The sequence below is a fragment of the Pseudomonas sp. CFBP2511 genome (assembly GCF_030209255.1).
Classification (GTDB): Bacteria; Pseudomonadota; Gammaproteobacteria; order Pseudomonadales; family Pseudomonadaceae; genus Aquipseudomonas; species Aquipseudomonas avellanae.
Window position 1 is genome coordinate 52,025 of the sequence record NZ_JARVSI010000010.1, and the last position, 14,601, is coordinate 66,625.

The window sequence follows — 14,601 nt, forward strand, 5'->3', positions numbered from 1 at the left end:
ACACACCTCGTGACTGAGCTATCGAGTGATTGCTATTAAATCTATCACTTGATGGTAAGCCCGTTTAGCGGGTCGCGGTAGTGATTTGCAGCAACAAAAAGTGACTTAAATTACAGAAACGCCAAACATCGCCGACTTAAGGCTATAGGTTTAGTTTGAATGTTGCTGAGCGAGCGTTATAGGCTCAATGTCAGATTGATCTCGATAGTGCCCAATCTCGATAGTGCCGTCGAACGTGTACGTGCTGTCCCCGTCGCCAGCCTGATTTTTTTGCAGTGAGAACTACACGATGTCCACGCTTGCACTGTTGATATGCGATGACTCAAACATGGCGCGCAAGCAGCTGCTGCGTGCGCTGCCTGCCGATTGGGATGTGGCGGTCACGCTGGCCACCCAGGGCGAGGAAGGTCTGGAAGCCATTCGTAAGGGGCAGGGCCAGGTCGTCCTGCTCGACCTGACCATGCCGGTGATGGACGGCTACCAGACGCTGGCAGCGATTCGTGCCGAAAATCTGGACGCCAAAGTCATCGTGGTGTCAGGCGACGTGCAGGACGAAGCGGTGCGTCGGGTCATGGAACTCGGCGCGCTGGCGTTTCTGAAAAAGCCTGCCGACCCGGACGAACTGAAAAGCACACTGGAACGCCTCGGCCTGCTGGGCAAACCGCCGGCTATTCCCGTTGCGCTGCCGGCCCTGAACAGCGCGGGCGGGGTGATCAGCTTTCAGGATGCCTTCCGCGAAACCATCAACGTTGCGATGGGCCGCGCCGCGGCGCTGCTGGCCAAGGTGCTGGGTGTGTTCGTGCAATTGCCGGTGCCCAACGTCAACATGCTGGAAGTCGGCGAATTGCACATGGCGCTGGCCGATGCCCACGCGGATCAGCACCTGACGGCGGTGTGTCAGGGCTACATCGGTGGCGGTATTGCCGGCGAAGCGCTGCTGATCTTCCACGACTCGGAAATCTCCGGCGTATCGAAGTTGATGGGCGACGATAATTCCGACAGCTCGAACATGGAGATGCTGCTGGACCTTTCCACCATCCTCATCGGTGCCTGCCTGAGCGGAATTGCCGAGCAGATCGACATCGCGTTCTCACAAGGCCACCCTCAGTTACTGGGCGCGCAGGGCGGCATCGACGAGTTGATTCGTATCAATCAGCAGCGCTGGAAAAAGACCCTGGCGGTCGAAATCAGTTACAGCGTGGAAGGCCACAACATTCACTTCGATCTGCTGATGCTGTTTACCGAAGATTCGGTCGACCTGCTCAGCAAAAAACTCGCCTACATGATGAGCTGACCCATGAGCAACGCTATCGAAATCAACGAGCTTCATTGGTTGCTGGCCGTCACGCAGAACATTGACGTGGGCATTGTGGTGCTGGACCTGAACTACCGGGTGACGGTCTGGAACACCTTCATGGAAAACCGCTCCGGCGTGGTGCCCTATGTGGCCATCGACAAGACCTTTTTCGAGCTGTTTCCAGAGGTGAACCGGCAATGGCTGAGCAAGAAAATCGATAACGTCGTTACCCTCGGCACACCGGCATTTACGATTTGGGAGCAGCGGCCATACCTGGTGCGCTTTAAGAATTACCAGCCGATTACCGGTCACGAAGAGTTCATGTACCAGAACACCACGCTATTCCCGCTGCGCTCGACGACCGGCGCGATCAGCCATGTGTGCCTGGTGATCTACGACGTCACCGACGTGGCTGCCAACCGCAACCAATTGCAGGCAGCCAATGACAAGCTGCAGCAATTGTCCGGCGCCGAGCAAAAGTAATCGGCCATCAGGCTCGCAGGGTGAGTAAAACCGCCCTGTGGGCTTGATCCCGCTCGTGCTAGGATCGCGATTTTCCGCTGACGCTCAGGGACATCATGCGACCTCAAGCCACTCTCACTGTTATGCCTGTCGAGCGCCCGCTGGTCGGGCGCGTCAGCCCGCCGGGCTCCAAGTCGATCACCAACCGCGCACTGCTGCTGGCGGGGCTTGCCAAAGGCACCAGCCGCCTGACCGGCGCGCTGAAGAGTGACGATACCCGCGTGATGTCCGAAGCACTGCGCCTGATGGGCGTGCAGGTCGACGAGCCGGATGACAGCACCTTTGTAGTCACCAGCAGCGGCCACTGGCAAGCGCCGCAGCAAGCGCTGTTTCTCGGCAACGCCGGGACCGCGACGCGCTTTCTGACCGCTGCGCTGGCCAACTTTGAAGGCAACTTCGTGGTGGATGGCGACGAGTACATGCGTAAACGCCCGATCGGCCCGCTGGTCGATGCCTTGCAGCGCATGGGCGTGGAAATCAGCGCGCCCAGCGGTTGCCCGCCCGTGGCGATCAAGGGCAAGGGCGGTCTGCAAGCCGGGCGTATTGAAATCGACGGCAACCTGTCCAGCCAGTACGTATCGGCTCTGCTGATGGCCGGAGCGTGTGGCAAAGGCCCGCTTGAAGTCGCCCTGACCGGTAGCGAGATCGGCGCACGCGGCTATGTCGACCTGACCCTGGCGGCGATGCAGGCCTTCGGCGCTGAAGTTCAGGCCATCGGCGACGCTGCCTGGAAAGTCTCGGCCACCGGCTACCACGCTACGGATTTCCACATCGAGCCGGATGCATCGGCAGCCACCTACCTCTGGGCCGCACAAGCCCTGACCGAAGGCAACATCGACCTGGGCGTGGCCAGTGATGCATTCACTCAGCCTGACGCGCTGGCCAGCCAGATCATCGACAGCTTCCCGAACATGCCGGCGGTGATCGACGGTTCGCAAATGCAGGACGCCATTCCGACCCTCGCAGTGCTCGCGGCCTTCAATCGTCAGCCGGTACGCTTCGTCGGCATCGCCAACCTGCGGGTCAAGGAGTGTGATCGTATTTCAGCGCTGTGTAACGGCCTGTGCGCCATCGCACCGGGCCTTGCGGTTGAAGAGGGCGACGACCTGATCGTGCACGCCAACCCGGCGCTGGCAGGGACCACAGTCAACGCACTGATCGACACACATTCCGACCATCGCATCGCCATGTGCTTTGCCCTGGCTGGTTTGAAGATCAAAGGCATCCATATTCAGGATCCCGATTGCGTCGCCAAGACCTACCCGGGTTACTGGGATGCGCTGGCTTCGCTGGGGGTGAGTGTTCAGCGCTGATAGCTGCTGTAGCAGCCGCTTTTTAAATCCCGAAAAACGGCTGCATCATCCGCGCCATCCAGCCGTGGAAGCGCAGCTTTGACTCTGCCGCCAATACACAGATGCATTCCCGATCAGGGTAGGCGATGGGCTGGTGCTGGATGTGGCTGTCCAGATCGGCCACATCGTTGAGTCCGAATTCACCCTGCACGTCGTGATAAGCGCCCTTGAGCACCATGGTCATTTCGCCGCTTTCATGGCTGTGGACCGGCATGCTGACGCCGGGGGCGATTTTCAGCAGCATGAGGTTGCCCTGTTCGATCCCCTGAGCGCTGACGCGCTGAACACCGGGGATCAGGGTTTTCCACTTCAATGTGCTCAGGTGCCGGCCGAAATGCGCGTGCATGCAGTGGGGCAGCAAGTCAGGGTCATGATTGGCCGCTGGCATGGCGTGCATGACCGAATCGACGCTGGTTTCCTGCTCGTCCAGGCGCGCCAGCATGGCCATCCGGCTTTTGAGCGGCACCACATGGCTGATGGACTGCTGCATCAAAACGCCGCCGATCTGTTCGGCCTGCCGCAGCCGTGCCCGGCATTCGGCGCAGCGCTCCAGGTGAGCAGCGGTGACTACCGCGATGACCTGCGACAACGCCCCTGCGGCGTAGCTGATCAGGGTTGCGTCATCCGGATGATGTAGTGGGCCCATCATGACTCCTCGATCCGCGAGCGCAATTTTTGAAAGGCCAGGCGCAGGCACGACTTCACCGTGCCCAGTGGCATATCAAGACGTTCAGAAATTTCCCGATGGCTGAGCGCTTCGAAATAAGACATTCGCAACACTTTGGCCTGATCAGTGGGAAGGTTCTGAATGGCACTATTGAGTTGTTGCTCCTGGCGCTGGCTGTAATCGAGCGTTCTGTCTACAGGGGCCTCCAGACGCTCAAGTTGTTCCAGTGAATTTTGCACCTGCACCCAGCCGCGGTCCTTGCGCACGCTGTCGATGTACAGATTGCGCGCGATACGAAACAGCCAGGTGCCCAGGCTGGCCTTGCTCGGGTCGAAGGATTCCGCCTTGTGCCACAGCTTGAGCAGCACCTCCTGCACCAACTCTTCCGCCTGCCCCTCGGGCACATTCAACCCCGTCAGGTAACGCAATAAACGCGGGGCGAAGTGATCGTAGATGCGCATGAAGCTATCGCGGTCCCTCTGGCGGGCCACGGCGGTGACTTCATCAATCCAAAGTCGGCTTGTTGTCGAGTCGCTGTGAGGGGTGGACAAGTGACAGAAGGTCCTGAGACTGGCAGTAATGCGCATAATCCACCTTCTGATCACCATTGTCTGGTTTTGGTTCGCGATGCAGAGGTGTTACGTAGCGGGATGAAGAGTGGATCACAGGATGTGACGAGCGGTGTGGAGGCATTTTACAGGTGCGGCCATGACAATGACCACGGGCCGGTCATGCAGGCCGTCGCTGTCATTTCTGACAGTAGCTCAGTGAGCGCTGGCTGTTTAATGTTTGATCTGGATGTTATCAAGGTCAGGGAGACCATTATGGACACTCGCGTTGCACGTGCTTCATCTACGCTGGCCAGGCTGGCCGGTGTACTGCTGGTCATCGTTTGTATGGGGTTTTTTGCGCCTCAGCGAGCTCAAGCCGAGGCTTTAAATCTGGTTACCTGTACAGGAACCCATAGTACAAACTGGTCGCCAGGATTGACCAACACCAGTCAGACGATTGTTGTATCGACGACGAGCAACTGGAGCCCGTGTGTTTCGCTCTCATTCCCTCTGGTTACCAGCGCTTCGTCCAGCGAAAGCTTCCAGTCGACTTTTTCCTGCCAGTCGTTGCTGCTGCCAACCTCCAGCAGGACATGGGTCATTAGCTGGAGCGATGGCGTCACCAGCACTTACACGTTCAACGCGACGATCAATAACATTGGTACTTTAAACACGACCATTGTCGGTGTTGGGACAATTGTGGACGGCCGCTATAAAGGCGCCAATGCCACCAGTACATTTTTACTGGGCAATCTTCAGTCAACGTTGAACGACAGCTGCGACACCGCCACTGGCGTTACTAGCGTCAGCGGTCTTTCAACACTGGTGATTACCCCGTGAGAAGTAGTCAGTCAGCGCGTGGATAAGGCCTGTTACGGTTTTTTGTACTGCAGGCTGAATTCCAACCTCATCGACTCCCCTTGCCGCAACAGCTTCAACCCCGGATGCCCTGGCAAGTGATGGGCATTGACCGGGTGGCTGACCGGCTCAAAACCAAGAGGCGTTGCAGTTATAGCGTTGAGGTCATTGGCTTACCCAGTCTTCTACCCTCAGCCCCTCGACGCGCTGAAATTCACGCTGGTTGTTGGTGATGACCACGAGGCCAAGAGAGCGGGCATGTCCTGCAATCATTTGATCGTACGGGCCAATCGGTGTACCCGCTCTGGCCAGCTCGGCTCTGATCATGCCGGTGTGAGCCGCGGCGTCGCTATCATAGGGAAGCAATTCAAGACGCGCTGCAAAACCTTCTACAACAGCAAGATTTCTTTCGGGGCTGGAAGACTTTTCTGCGCCGTAGACAAGCTCCATCAACGTGATCGCGCTGATACACAGCTGCCCGTGATGAAGGTTGAAGGCCTCACGTACCGACACCGGCTTGTTCTTGATAGTGAAGATGCAGATATTGGTGTCGAGCATGTATTTGAGCATCAGAGTGATTCGCGCAGTTGTTCAACTGGCTGCTCGCGCTCTGCCATGAAGTCATCACTGACACTTTCACCATCGAACCAACTGTTCCACATTTCACCAGCAGGGGAAATGATGCGTGTCCTGCCCACTGCTACGACGTCTACCCGTTTCACGTCGTCGGGCAATGCCACCGCTTTTGGAAGTCGAACAGCCTGACTTCGATTGCTTTTGAAGACTGTGGATTGTTCCATGAGTCATTCCTCCTGGCGGGTCTGTCTGATAGGCAAGAGTAGGTTTTTTTAGGGATATGTCAATGGGATATCCCGGCTTGCCTTGTAACCTGAAATGAGCGCCAAGGATGTATTCATAACGTCCGCGCCACTACGTTGTAGTGAATACTGACACCCAACCTCATCGACTCCCCTTGCCGCAACAGCTTCAACCCCGGATGCCCTGGCAAATGATGGGCATTGACCGGGTGGCTGACCGGCTCGAAACAGAAGAAATCCAGCCCCGGTGGGCAGAACATCAGAAAGTACTCGCTGCCGGTGGCGTGGCAGTGCAGCTCATAGCCCAGGTCTGGCTGGCTGATCAGGCTGTGGCCATCCCAGCCGGTGAAGCCGTTGTCCAGCCGTGCATCGGGCAGTGTGTTGCTGTGGTGGAAGTTCCATTCGGCGGGCAGATCCTGCAACTCGCTCGGCAAACCTGCCTCATCGCACAGCCAGACCTGCGCCGCCCTGGCCTGCAGGCGTGTGTGGGGCGTGCGTGGCAGGTAAGGGTGCAAGCCCAGGCCGTGCCACATGGCGCGGCTGTCCAGATGAGTGGTGGTCAGTTCGATACTCAGTTTGCCATCGTGCAGGGTGTAGCGCAGGTGCGCGCGGTAGGCGAATGGCTTCTGGCTGTCGAGTTGCAGACAGACCCGCCGAGGCGTCTGCTCGATGACCGACCATGGCTGCTGCCACGCACTGCCATGAATCGGCAGCGGGTCGTTGGCGCTGTTCGGTGTTAACGCCAGCCAGCCGTCCGGCGTGTCGAAGCCGCCGCTGCCGATCCGGTTCGACCAGGGCGCCAGCGGGTAGCAGGCCAGCCGCCTCGCAGTGCCGGCAGCCAGTGCTGCCTCGTCACTGTGGCGCAGCAGAGGTTGTCCGCTGGCCAGTACGGTCCAGTTGACAATACTGCCGCCGATGTCGGGAGCGACCCTCAGGCGGGTAATGCCGTCTTCAAGGGTCAGAACGTTCACGGGCATGATGCAGGGCCTTTTCGGGTGGTTGGGGGGCTTGCGGAATGGCGCGGCGCCAGGTCAGCAGCACGATGCCGCTGACCACGATCAGCCCGCCGAGGATCTGGCCGCTGCTGAGCAACTGATCGAGAATCAGCCAGCCGAACAGCAGGCTCGCCACCGGCTCGATGTTCATCACCGGAGCATTGCGGCTGATGTCCAGACGCGCCATACAGATGAACAGCAGCGAGAAACCCAGCCCGTAGAGCAGCACCAGACTCGCCAGTGCGGTCCAGCCGATTCGGCTGGAGGGGAGATCCACGCCGCCGGGCAATACGCCACTGCTGCCTGCAACGGCTGCTACCACAAACACCACGGCCATGGTCAGCATGCTGCGAACGCTGCCGCGCATGCCCGCCAGTTTGTTATCGGTTATCCACAGTGCGAACGCGAATACCACCGCGGCGGTGCCCGCATAGGCGATGCCCTCCAGCCACTGCGGCTCGCTGCTGCCCGGGTTCGACAACCGCTGCGGCACGTCCAGCGCCAGTGTCAGGCCAAACAGAATCAGCGCCATCAGGCCTGCCGCATGGCGTGTCGGCCTGGCACCGCCTAGCGCCCAGGTCAGCAACGCCAGCAGGATCGGCGAGACATTGACCACCAGTAACGCCAGCGCGACCGGAATGCGCGCCACTGCCGAATAGATGCAAAAGCTTTGGGTCGCGATCAGCAGCCCGAGCAACAACTGCCAGCGCCAAGTGCTGGCCGGCAGACTGAGTGTTTCACGTTGCCACAGCACCAGGCTGGTGAGCACCAGCAAGGTCACGCCAGAGCGACAAAGGATGGCCAGCAGCAGACCGGTGTCGTGATCGAAGGCAATACGTGCGGCAATGTGATTGCCGGCAAACGAGCAGGCCAGCAGCGCGAGGATCAGCACGGCAATGTGACGGGGGAACAGGGCAGGGGCGGACATACGCAACCAGCCTCCTTGGCTGGATAACAGAGAGTGCGCACCGGCGCTCTTTGCAGAGCCCGGTGGCGTTGCAGCGACAGACCTTAGAGCACGACGCTCGGCAGCCACAGCGAGATGGCAGGAATGTAGGTGACCAGCATCAGCACCAGAAACAGCGCGACGTAGAACGGCAGCAAGGCTTTCACGGTGGCTTCGATGGTGACTTTGCCCACCGCCGCGCCGACGAACAGCACTGCGCCCACCGGCGGTGTGATCAGCCCGATCCCCAGATTGACCAGCATGATCATGCCGAAGTGCACCGGGTCCACGCCGACGCCGACGATGACCGGCAACAGAATCGGGGTGAGGATCAGGATCAGCGGGGCCATGTCCATGACAGTGCCCAGCAGCAGCAACATGACGTTGATGCACATCAGGATCACGTAGCGGTTGTCTGACAGGGTCAGGAACGCCGTGGTGATCTTCATCGGGATTTCCATCAGCGTCAGGATGTAACCGAAGCTGGCGGCAAAACCGATCAGGATCATCACGATGGAGATGGTCCGCGCGGCCCGGTGCATCAGCTTGGGCAGATCGCGCCATTTGTAGTCGCGGTAAATGAACATGGTGACGAAGAACGCCCAGAGCACGGCAATGGCAGCCGACTCGGTGGCGGTGAAGATCCCCGACAGAATGCCACCGAGAATGATGACCATGGCCATCATGCCCCAGAGTGCTTCACCGGCAATTTTCAGCGCTTTGCGCAGCGGAATCACTTCACCCTTGGGGTAATTGCGTCGGCGCGCAAAAATCATGCACAGGCCCATCATCACCGCGCTGAGCAATAGCCCTGGCATGATCCCGGCCATGAACAGCGAGGCGATCGATACCGTGCCGCCAGCGGCCAGTGAATAAAGCACCGAGTTGTGGCTGGGAGGCGTAAGCAGAGCCTGAACCGAGCCGCTGACGGTCACGGCGGTCGAGAAGTCCCGAGGGTAGCCGTTGCGTTCCATTTCCGGTATCAGCACCGAGCCTACCGACGCGGTATCGGCCACGGAAGAACCCGAGATAGCGCCGAAGAAGGTCGATGCCACGATGTTGACCAGCGACAGGCCGCCGCGCACAAAGCCCACCAGTACTGCGGCGAACGCGACCAGCCGTCGTGACATCCCGCCTTCGGCCATGATTGCCCCGGCCAGCACGAAGAACGGGATCGCCAGCAGCGAGAACTTGTTCACCCCGCCTGCGATCTGGATCATCAAGGCGTCGGCCGGAATGTCGATCCACCAGGCACCGATCAGGGCTGACAGGCCCAGCGCGTAGGCAACCGGCATGCCGAGAAGAATCAGTGCGATGAAGCTGCCCAACAGTATAAAAGCGTCCATTTATGCGGCACCTTCGCTTTCTTCAATGACGTCGAAGCGCATCACTGCGCGATGACTCTGGTCACCCAGAAACAGCCTTTCCAGCACGAAAACCAGGGTCACGATGCCGCCGATGGGGATCGGCAGGTAAGAGATCCCGACGCGCAGAAAGGGCAGTTCGCCGACAAACTGATTCCAGGTGGTGGCGCACAGCTTGAAGCCCTTGAAGATCATGAACAGGGCCACTGTCGCCATCAGGATCTGCACCAGCACAGAGGCGATGCGGCGTACCTGCTGCGGCATGCGGTCTACCGCCATCGAAACCGCCATGTGCGCCCCGGCGCGGTAGCTGGCGGCGGCACCGAAGAAGGTAAACACCACCATCAGCAGAATGGCGGTAGGTTCCGGCCAACTGGAGCCGCTGCCCAGGATGTAGCGGGCGAAGATGCCCCAGGGAATGATCAGGGTCATGATCAGCACCGACAGACCGGCGATACCGATGCAGGCCCGATAGAGCGTGTCGTTGATGCGCAAAAGCGTATTTTTCATGGAGGCTCACCACTGCGGCGGCGAACGAGCTTGCGCTCGTCCCCGCAGCTTAATCGGACAGGCTTATTGGGCCGCTTGGGAACTGGCCGCAGCCAGCGCCGGATTGGTCTGGACCGCTTCGATGCGGCTGATCAAGTCCTTGTAGGGCGCGCCGAATTTGTCACGTACCGGTTGGGTAGCGTCGTAGAACGCTTTCTTCTGCTCCGGTGTCAGCGTGATGAATTCCACGCCTGCGGCCTTGAGCTTGACTTCGGCATCGGCTGACGACTTGTCCCACAACACGCGCTCTTCCATCTGCGCTTCACGCGCGAGCTTTTTCACCAGCGCCTGTTGCTCGGGCTTGAGCTTTTCCCAGGTGGCTTTCGACATCACGATCGGCTCAGGCAGGATCAAGTGCTCGGTCATCGTGAAGAATTTGGCGTTCTGGTAGTGGTTGTGCTGGAAGTAGGTGGGCGGGTTGTTTTCAGCGCCATCGATGACGCCGGTCTGCAGGGCGCTGAAGATCTCGCCGGTAGCCATGGCGATGCCGTTGCCGCCCATGTCGTTGATGGTTTCGATGAACACCGGGTTGCCTTGAACGCGGATTTTCATGCCTTTGAGGTCAGCAATCTGCCGTACCGGTTTTTTGGTGTACAGGTTGCGGGTGCCGCCATCCATCCAGGCCAGCGCGACCATGTTGAATTGCGAGTTGGTGATCTTGTCGAGAATTTCCTGGCCGATCTCACCGTCGATAATCGTGCGCATATGTGCCTGATCGCGGAACACGAACGGCAGGTTGAAGACGTTGACGTCCGGCACTACCGGGCCGACGATGCCGAGGCTGACGCGGGTCATCTGCACGGCACCGCTCTGCACTTGCTCGACCACTTCCTTCTCGGAGCCAAGCACGCCGCCGGCGTACATCTTGAAGCTGATCTCGCCCTTGGATTGCTCCTCGAGCTTCTTGCCCATGTTCTGTTCGGCCACAACCGGCGCATAGCCTGCGGGATGAACCTCGGCGAACTTGATTTTGACGTCTGCCTGGGCCAGGCCCGACATGCAGAAGGCCAGCGGGAGTGCCGCGATGAGAAGCTTGCGTTTGAAATCCATGGATATCTCCAATGTTGTTATTTTTGGTCGAGCTAAGGATTGTTCGGTAGGCGCAATCAGCCCTGAAAAACGGGTTCCTCCAGGCCTTTGACGCCAGGTCGCAAAGCGAACACACCACCGGCGAGCGGCTGGTCGCTGAGATCGCCACCTGGGCGAATGGAGGTCACGAACAGGGTGTCCAGGTTCGGGCCACCAAACGCACACATGGCAGGTTTTTTCACGGGCACGACCAGCGAGCGGTCGAGTTTGCCGTTGGGGGTAAAGCGATGGACCAGACCCGCATCGTTGCCGCAGATCCAGTAACAGCCGTCTGCGTCGATTGCAGCGCCGTCCGGGCGGCCCAGATAGTTGTTCATGTCCACGAACAGTCGGCGGTCATGTGGCGTGCCGCTGTCAGTGTCGTAATCGAAAGCCCAGATCTTTTGTACAGCAGGGTGTGAATCGGACAGGTACATGGTTTTGCCGTCCGGGCTGAACGCCAGGCCGTTGGGGACGATCAGGTCTTTAAGTTGCGCCTCCAGTGTCTTTTGCCCGGCGCTGTATCGATACAGTGCACCAACCACTGCGCCCGCTGCCATGTCCATCAGCATGGTGCCCGCCCAGAAGCGCCCTTGGCGATCACAACGGCCATCATTGAAGCGCATGCCCGTTTGAGCATGTTCAACGCTCGCCAGCAGGGTACTGATCAGGCTGCCGTCGTCGCAGGGCTGCAGGTGATAGAGGCCGTTCTCCATCCCGGCAATCCAGCCGCCACGGCTGTCGGCAGCGATACAGGCCAGCATTTGCGGTGCTTTCCAACTGCGCGTGTGGTCTTGACTGGAATCCCAGCGATGCAGCTCGCCGTTGGGAATATCCACCCAGTACAACGCTTGTTCACGCACGCTCCAGACCGGGCTTTCGCCTGTTGCATTCTGTGCATCGACTATCAGTTCGGCATCCATGACGGTTCGTATCTCCAGAGTTGTGCAACCAGAGTTCTGCGCCAGGAGAGCGCCGCTTATTTATCGCCGAACGGTCCGGACGCTACAAACGCACCGCCCTGGTAAACCATTGCCGGGTCGTCGTCCGCCGGCATTGGCTGGGCGTCGACCTTGGCGCGGAAGACCTCCGAGCTGTCTTTAGGGGCATAGTCCAGTTTGCTGGCAAAGCGGTTGTCCCACCACACGGTCTTGTTGTCCGACACGCCATACACCACGGTGTGGCCGACGTCCGGCGTGTACAGGGCGCGCTCGAGCAACCGGGTCAGGTCATCGAAGCTCAGCCAGGTGCTCATCATTCTGCGGTTCTGTGGTTCAGGGAACGATGAGCCGATGCGGATGCTGACGGTTTCGATGCCGTAACGATCAAAGTAGAAGCTGGCCATGTCTTCGCCGTAGGACTTGGACAAACCATAGTAGCTGTCCGGGCGGCGCGGGGAGTGCGCGTCGATGGTTTCGTTCTGCTTGTAGAAACCGATCACATGGTTGGAGCTGGCGAAGATCACACGTTTCACGCCATGCCGGCGGGCAGCTTCGTAGATATGGAACACGCCGCAGATATTAGCGCCGAGGATTTCCTCGAAAGGCCGTTCGACCGACACGCCGCCAAAATGCAGAATGGCGTCCACGCCTTCGACCAGACGGTGTACGGCGTCTTTGTCCGCCAGATCGCAGACCTGCACTTCTTCACGGTCGTCGACCGCGGGTGCCATCTCGGCGATATCAGAGAGTCGCAGAATGTGTGAGTAAGGGCGCAGTGTCTCGCGCAATACCTTGCCCAGGCCGCCTGCAGCACCGGTCAGCAGGAGGCGATTGAAGGGAGTTTGAGTGGTATGAGCCGATGCCATGAGAAAAGTCCCGATTGTTATTTTTTGTCATCTGTTGTCGTATGACTTGCCGGATTATCGGCACCGCCTACGTGAATTGTCAACGCGGCCAAGGTATAAAAAAGTCCCTGTGCGAACTGCAGCACAGACACCTGCGACAAGGCAAAGCCGGTCTCGGAAGGCAGGCTTTGCCTCACGGTCAGAGCAGCGAAATCGGGTAGCTGATGAACACCCGGTTTTCGTCGAATTCATTGGCACTGAAGTCGCGGCGGATACTTGCGTTGCGCCATTTGACGTTGAGGTTTTTCAGTGCGCCGCTTTGTACGGTGTACGCCAGTTCCGACTCGCGCCCCCATTCCTTGCCGTCAGTGATGGTGCCGGTGTGCACATTATCGCCGCTGATATAGCGGTTCATCATGGTCAGGCCGGGTACACCGAGCACTGCGAAGTTGTAGTCGTGGCGCAACTGCCAGGATTTCTCTTTGGCGTTATCGTAGCTGGAGTTGTAACTGTCGTTGGCCAGCGTGCCGCCGCTGGTGCCGTTGACGCGCATCCACGCCGTATCGCCGGTGAGTTTCTGCAGGCCGACATAAAATGTGCTGCCGCCGTAGCGGGCTGAAAGCAGCGCGTAGGTGGTCTTGTTGTCCAGATCGCCCGCGAGCTTGTTGCCGTCTTCCTTGCCGGTGAAGAAACCCAGGTTGGCCCCCAGGGTCCAGTCGCCGATGGGCTGGCTGTGCAACAGGTTGAAGTACTGCTGCTGGTAGATGTCCTGCAGTTCCGAGTACCAGACACCGACCTGAGTGCGCTTGTCGTTGAAGACGTACTCACCGCCGCCGAAGTTGAAGCGATCAGAAGTAAACGCGCCTCGTCCGTTCATCGACATGTCTTCCATACTGGCGTCGTTACGCGGGCTGTTGCCCCGGAACTGGCCGCCATACAACGTCAGCCCGTCGATTTCCCTGGACGTCACCTGTCCGCCCTGAAAGGTTTGCGGCAACGAGCGGCCGTCATCGGAACGCAGGATTGGCAGCACCGGCATCCATTCGCCCACTTTCAGTTCGGTCTTGGAAACCCGAGCCTTGCCCGCCACACCCAGACGCCCGAAATCATCCGCCGGGCGGCCGTCACTGTGGATCGGCAACAACTGAGTGCCTCCCGTGCCTTTGCCGCCATCAAGCTTGAGCGAATACAGGCCCAGCACATCAACCCCGAAACCGACCACGCCCTGGGTAAAGCCCGACTTGGCATCGAGGATGAAGTTTTGTGTCCATTCTTCAGCTTTGTTCTGCGGCGCTGCGCTGTTGGGAAATGCGGGGTTGGTGAAGTTACGATTGAAATACGCATTACGCAGGGTCAGCGTGGCTTTGGTGTCGTCCACGAAACCTTCGGCCATGCTCAGCATCGGGAAAATCAGCGTCATGCCGCCAACACCCAGCAGGATGCGCGAGCGGGAAGTGTGAGATGTCATTATTGTTTTGCTCCCTTGTTTATCAAAACCGTCCCCTTTTCTGGTCACGCGCAGCGGCGACCGACACCTTCGAGGATTACGTGATGCCTGTTGCCAGGCATGGCCTCGACCGACAGACGGCCGAGTACCGTTCGCGGTGTATCAGCGAATACTGTGAATCTGAAAAGGTGTCAGGCACTGCAACGCAGCCAGAGCAGGTAAGGCTTCAATAATCGGTGGGGCGGACGTGTAGACGAGAGTTTTCATGATTGGCCCAGTCTTGTTTTTATTTTTGGCGTTATAGGTTGTCGTACAACCAAGGCGATATTTACAGCGTGGCCTCTGTTTGTCAACGCGCTGTTAGTCGAGGTTTACCGATTC

16 protein-coding genes and 1 pseudogene are annotated in these 14,601 nt (G+C 58.9%); 4 read left to right on the plus strand and 13 right to left on the minus strand.

Annotation, left to right across the window (positions count from 1 at the left end; all coding sequences use genetic code 11):
• Positions 1-289: 289 nt before the first annotated feature.
• The 3 genes from QRN38_RS08745 (at position 290) to aroA (ending at position 3,132) form a co-directional block, all read left to right on the plus strand.
• Positions 290-1,294: a response regulator gene (locus tag QRN38_RS08745; protein WP_005770940.1), complete on the plus strand. Its 1,005-nt coding sequence runs from the start codon at positions 290-292 to the stop codon at positions 1,292-1,294.
• A 3-nt stretch (positions 1,295-1,297) separates the two neighbouring features.
• Positions 1,298-1,780, plus strand: coding sequence for a PAS domain-containing protein (locus tag QRN38_RS08750; RefSeq protein WP_002556144.1), 483 nt, complete (start codon positions 1,298-1,300; stop codon positions 1,778-1,780).
• Between the two features lie 95 nt (positions 1,781-1,875).
• Positions 1,876-3,132 (plus strand): 3-phosphoshikimate 1-carboxyvinyltransferase, encoded by a 1,257-nt coding sequence (gene aroA, locus QRN38_RS08755; protein ID WP_007244165.1) that lies wholly within the window; start codon positions 1,876-1,878, stop codon positions 3,130-3,132.
• 22 nt (positions 3,133-3,154) lie between these two features.
• Here the strand turns inward: aroA and QRN38_RS08760 are convergent, their stop codons facing one another.
• Together QRN38_RS08760 and QRN38_RS08765 are read right to left on the minus strand one after the other, a co-directional pair.
• A complete protein-coding gene (locus QRN38_RS08760) occupies positions 3,155-3,817 on the minus strand; it encodes a ChrR family anti-sigma-E factor (RefSeq protein ID WP_054090834.1) in 663 nt (220 codons plus the stop codon).
• Positions 3,817-4,329: a sigma-70 family RNA polymerase sigma factor gene (locus tag QRN38_RS08765; RefSeq protein ID WP_005615033.1), complete on the minus strand. Its 513-nt coding sequence runs from the start codon at positions 4,327-4,329 to the stop codon at positions 3,817-3,819. Before QRN38_RS08765 ends, QRN38_RS08760 begins: the two co-directional genes overlap by 1 nt.
• A 60-nt stretch (positions 4,330-4,389) precedes the next feature.
• On the opposite strand from QRN38_RS08765, the gene QRN38_RS08770 reads away from it, so the two are divergent.
• Complete coding sequence (locus QRN38_RS08770; RefSeq protein WP_162236207.1) at positions 4,390-5,229, plus strand: hypothetical protein; 840 nt, start codon at positions 4,390-4,392, stop codon at positions 5,227-5,229.
• Positions 5,230-5,261: 32 nt separating this feature from the next.
• Here the strand turns inward: QRN38_RS08770 and QRN38_RS08775 are convergent.
• From QRN38_RS08775 to QRN38_RS08825, 11 genes and pseudogenes are all read right to left on the minus strand, one after another.
• Positions 5,262-5,381 (minus strand): annotated as a pseudogene (locus tag QRN38_RS08775) (aldose 1-epimerase); the annotation flags it as partial.
• 31 nt (positions 5,382-5,412) lie between these two features.
• A complete protein-coding gene (gene vapC / locus QRN38_RS08780) occupies positions 5,413-5,817 on the minus strand; it encodes a type II toxin-antitoxin system tRNA(fMet)-specific endonuclease VapC (RefSeq protein ID WP_005770950.1) in 405 nt (134 codons plus the stop codon).
• Positions 5,817-6,047: a type II toxin-antitoxin system VapB family antitoxin gene (vapB, locus tag QRN38_RS08785; protein WP_003380366.1), complete on the minus strand. Its 231-nt coding sequence runs from the start codon at positions 6,045-6,047 to the stop codon at positions 5,817-5,819. Before vapB ends, vapC begins: the two co-directional genes overlap by 1 nt.
• 113 nt (positions 6,048-6,160) lie before the next feature.
• Positions 6,161-7,042: an aldose 1-epimerase gene (locus QRN38_RS08790; RefSeq protein WP_057418857.1), complete on the minus strand. Its 882-nt coding sequence runs from the start codon at positions 7,040-7,042 to the stop codon at positions 6,161-6,163.
• The gene (locus tag QRN38_RS08795) at positions 7,017-7,988 is read right to left on the minus strand and encodes an EamA family transporter (RefSeq protein WP_057418858.1); all 972 of its coding nucleotides are present in this window, start codon (positions 7,986-7,988) and stop codon (positions 7,017-7,019) included. Before QRN38_RS08795 ends, QRN38_RS08790 begins: the two co-directional genes overlap by 26 nt.
• Positions 7,989-8,071: 83 nt before the next feature.
• On the minus strand, positions 8,072-9,352 hold the full coding sequence (locus QRN38_RS08800; RefSeq protein ID WP_024665964.1) for a TRAP transporter large permease: 1,281 nt from the start codon (positions 9,350-9,352) through the stop codon (positions 8,072-8,074).
• A complete protein-coding gene (locus QRN38_RS08805; RefSeq protein ID WP_005770954.1) occupies positions 9,353-9,880 on the minus strand; it encodes a TRAP transporter small permease in 528 nt (175 codons plus the stop codon).
• Between the two features lie 63 nt (positions 9,881-9,943).
• Positions 9,944-10,969: a TRAP transporter substrate-binding protein gene (locus tag QRN38_RS08810; RefSeq protein WP_005770956.1), complete on the minus strand. Its 1,026-nt coding sequence runs from the start codon at positions 10,967-10,969 to the stop codon at positions 9,944-9,946.
• Between the two features lie 56 nt (positions 10,970-11,025).
• Positions 11,026-11,910 carry a glucurono-1,5-lactonase gene (locus tag QRN38_RS08815; RefSeq protein WP_007244160.1) on the minus strand — a complete coding sequence of 295 codons (885 nt, stop codon included), beginning with the start codon at positions 11,908-11,910 and terminating at the stop codon, positions 11,026-11,028.
• A 56-nt stretch (positions 11,911-11,966) separates the two neighbouring features.
• Positions 11,967-12,794, minus strand: coding sequence for an NAD-dependent epimerase/dehydratase family protein (locus QRN38_RS08820; protein ID WP_057418859.1), 828 nt, complete (start codon positions 12,792-12,794; stop codon positions 11,967-11,969).
• 178 nt (positions 12,795-12,972) lie between these two features.
• Entirely contained in the window at positions 12,973-14,241 is a 1,269-nt protein-coding gene (locus QRN38_RS08825; RefSeq protein ID WP_057418860.1) for an OprD family porin, read from the minus strand.
• Positions 14,242-14,601 lie beyond the last annotated feature (360 nt).

Bases quoted from the DNA above. Each gene is read 5' to 3' on its own strand.
- QRN38_RS08825 (WP_057418860.1), bottom strand. From the start codon at position 14,241: ATGACATCTCACACTTCCCGCTCGCGCATCCTGCTGGGTGTTGGCGGC.
- QRN38_RS08800 (WP_024665964.1), bottom strand. From the start codon at position 9,352: ATGGACGCTTTTATACTGTTGGGCAGCTTCATCGCACTGATTCTTCTC.
- QRN38_RS08750 (WP_002556144.1), top strand. From the start codon at position 1,298: ATGAGCAACGCTATCGAAATCAACGAGCTTCATTGGTTGCTGGCCGTC.
- QRN38_RS08815 (WP_007244160.1), bottom strand. From the start codon at position 11,910: ATGGATGCCGAACTGATAGTCGATGCACAGAATGCAACAGGCGAAAGC.
- QRN38_RS08790 (WP_057418857.1), bottom strand. From the start codon at position 7,042: ATGCCCGTGAACGTTCTGACCCTTGAAGACGGCATTACCCGCCTGAGG.
- QRN38_RS08820 (WP_057418859.1), bottom strand. From the start codon at position 12,794: ATGGCATCGGCTCATACCACTCAAACTCCCTTCAATCGCCTCCTGCTG.
- QRN38_RS08745 (WP_005770940.1), top strand. From the start codon at position 290: ATGTCCACGCTTGCACTGTTGATATGCGATGACTCAAACATGGCGCGC.
- vapB (WP_003380366.1), bottom strand. From the start codon at position 6,047: ATGGAACAATCCACAGTCTTCAAAAGCAATCGAAGTCAGGCTGTTCGA.
- QRN38_RS08760 (WP_054090834.1), bottom strand. From the start codon at position 3,817: ATGGGCCCACTACATCATCCGGATGACGCAACCCTGATCAGCTACGCC.
- vapC (WP_005770950.1), bottom strand. From the start codon at position 5,817: ATGCTCAAATACATGCTCGACACCAATATCTGCATCTTCACTATCAAG.
- QRN38_RS08810 (WP_005770956.1), bottom strand. From the start codon at position 10,969: ATGGATTTCAAACGCAAGCTTCTCATCGCGGCACTCCCGCTGGCCTTC.
- aroA (WP_007244165.1), top strand. From the start codon at position 1,876: ATGCGACCTCAAGCCACTCTCACTGTTATGCCTGTCGAGCGCCCGCTG.
- QRN38_RS08795 (WP_057418858.1), bottom strand. From the start codon at position 7,988: ATGTCCGCCCCTGCCCTGTTCCCCCGTCACATTGCCGTGCTGATCCTC.
- QRN38_RS08805 (WP_005770954.1), bottom strand. From the start codon at position 9,880: ATGAAAAATACGCTTTTGCGCATCAACGACACGCTCTATCGGGCCTGC.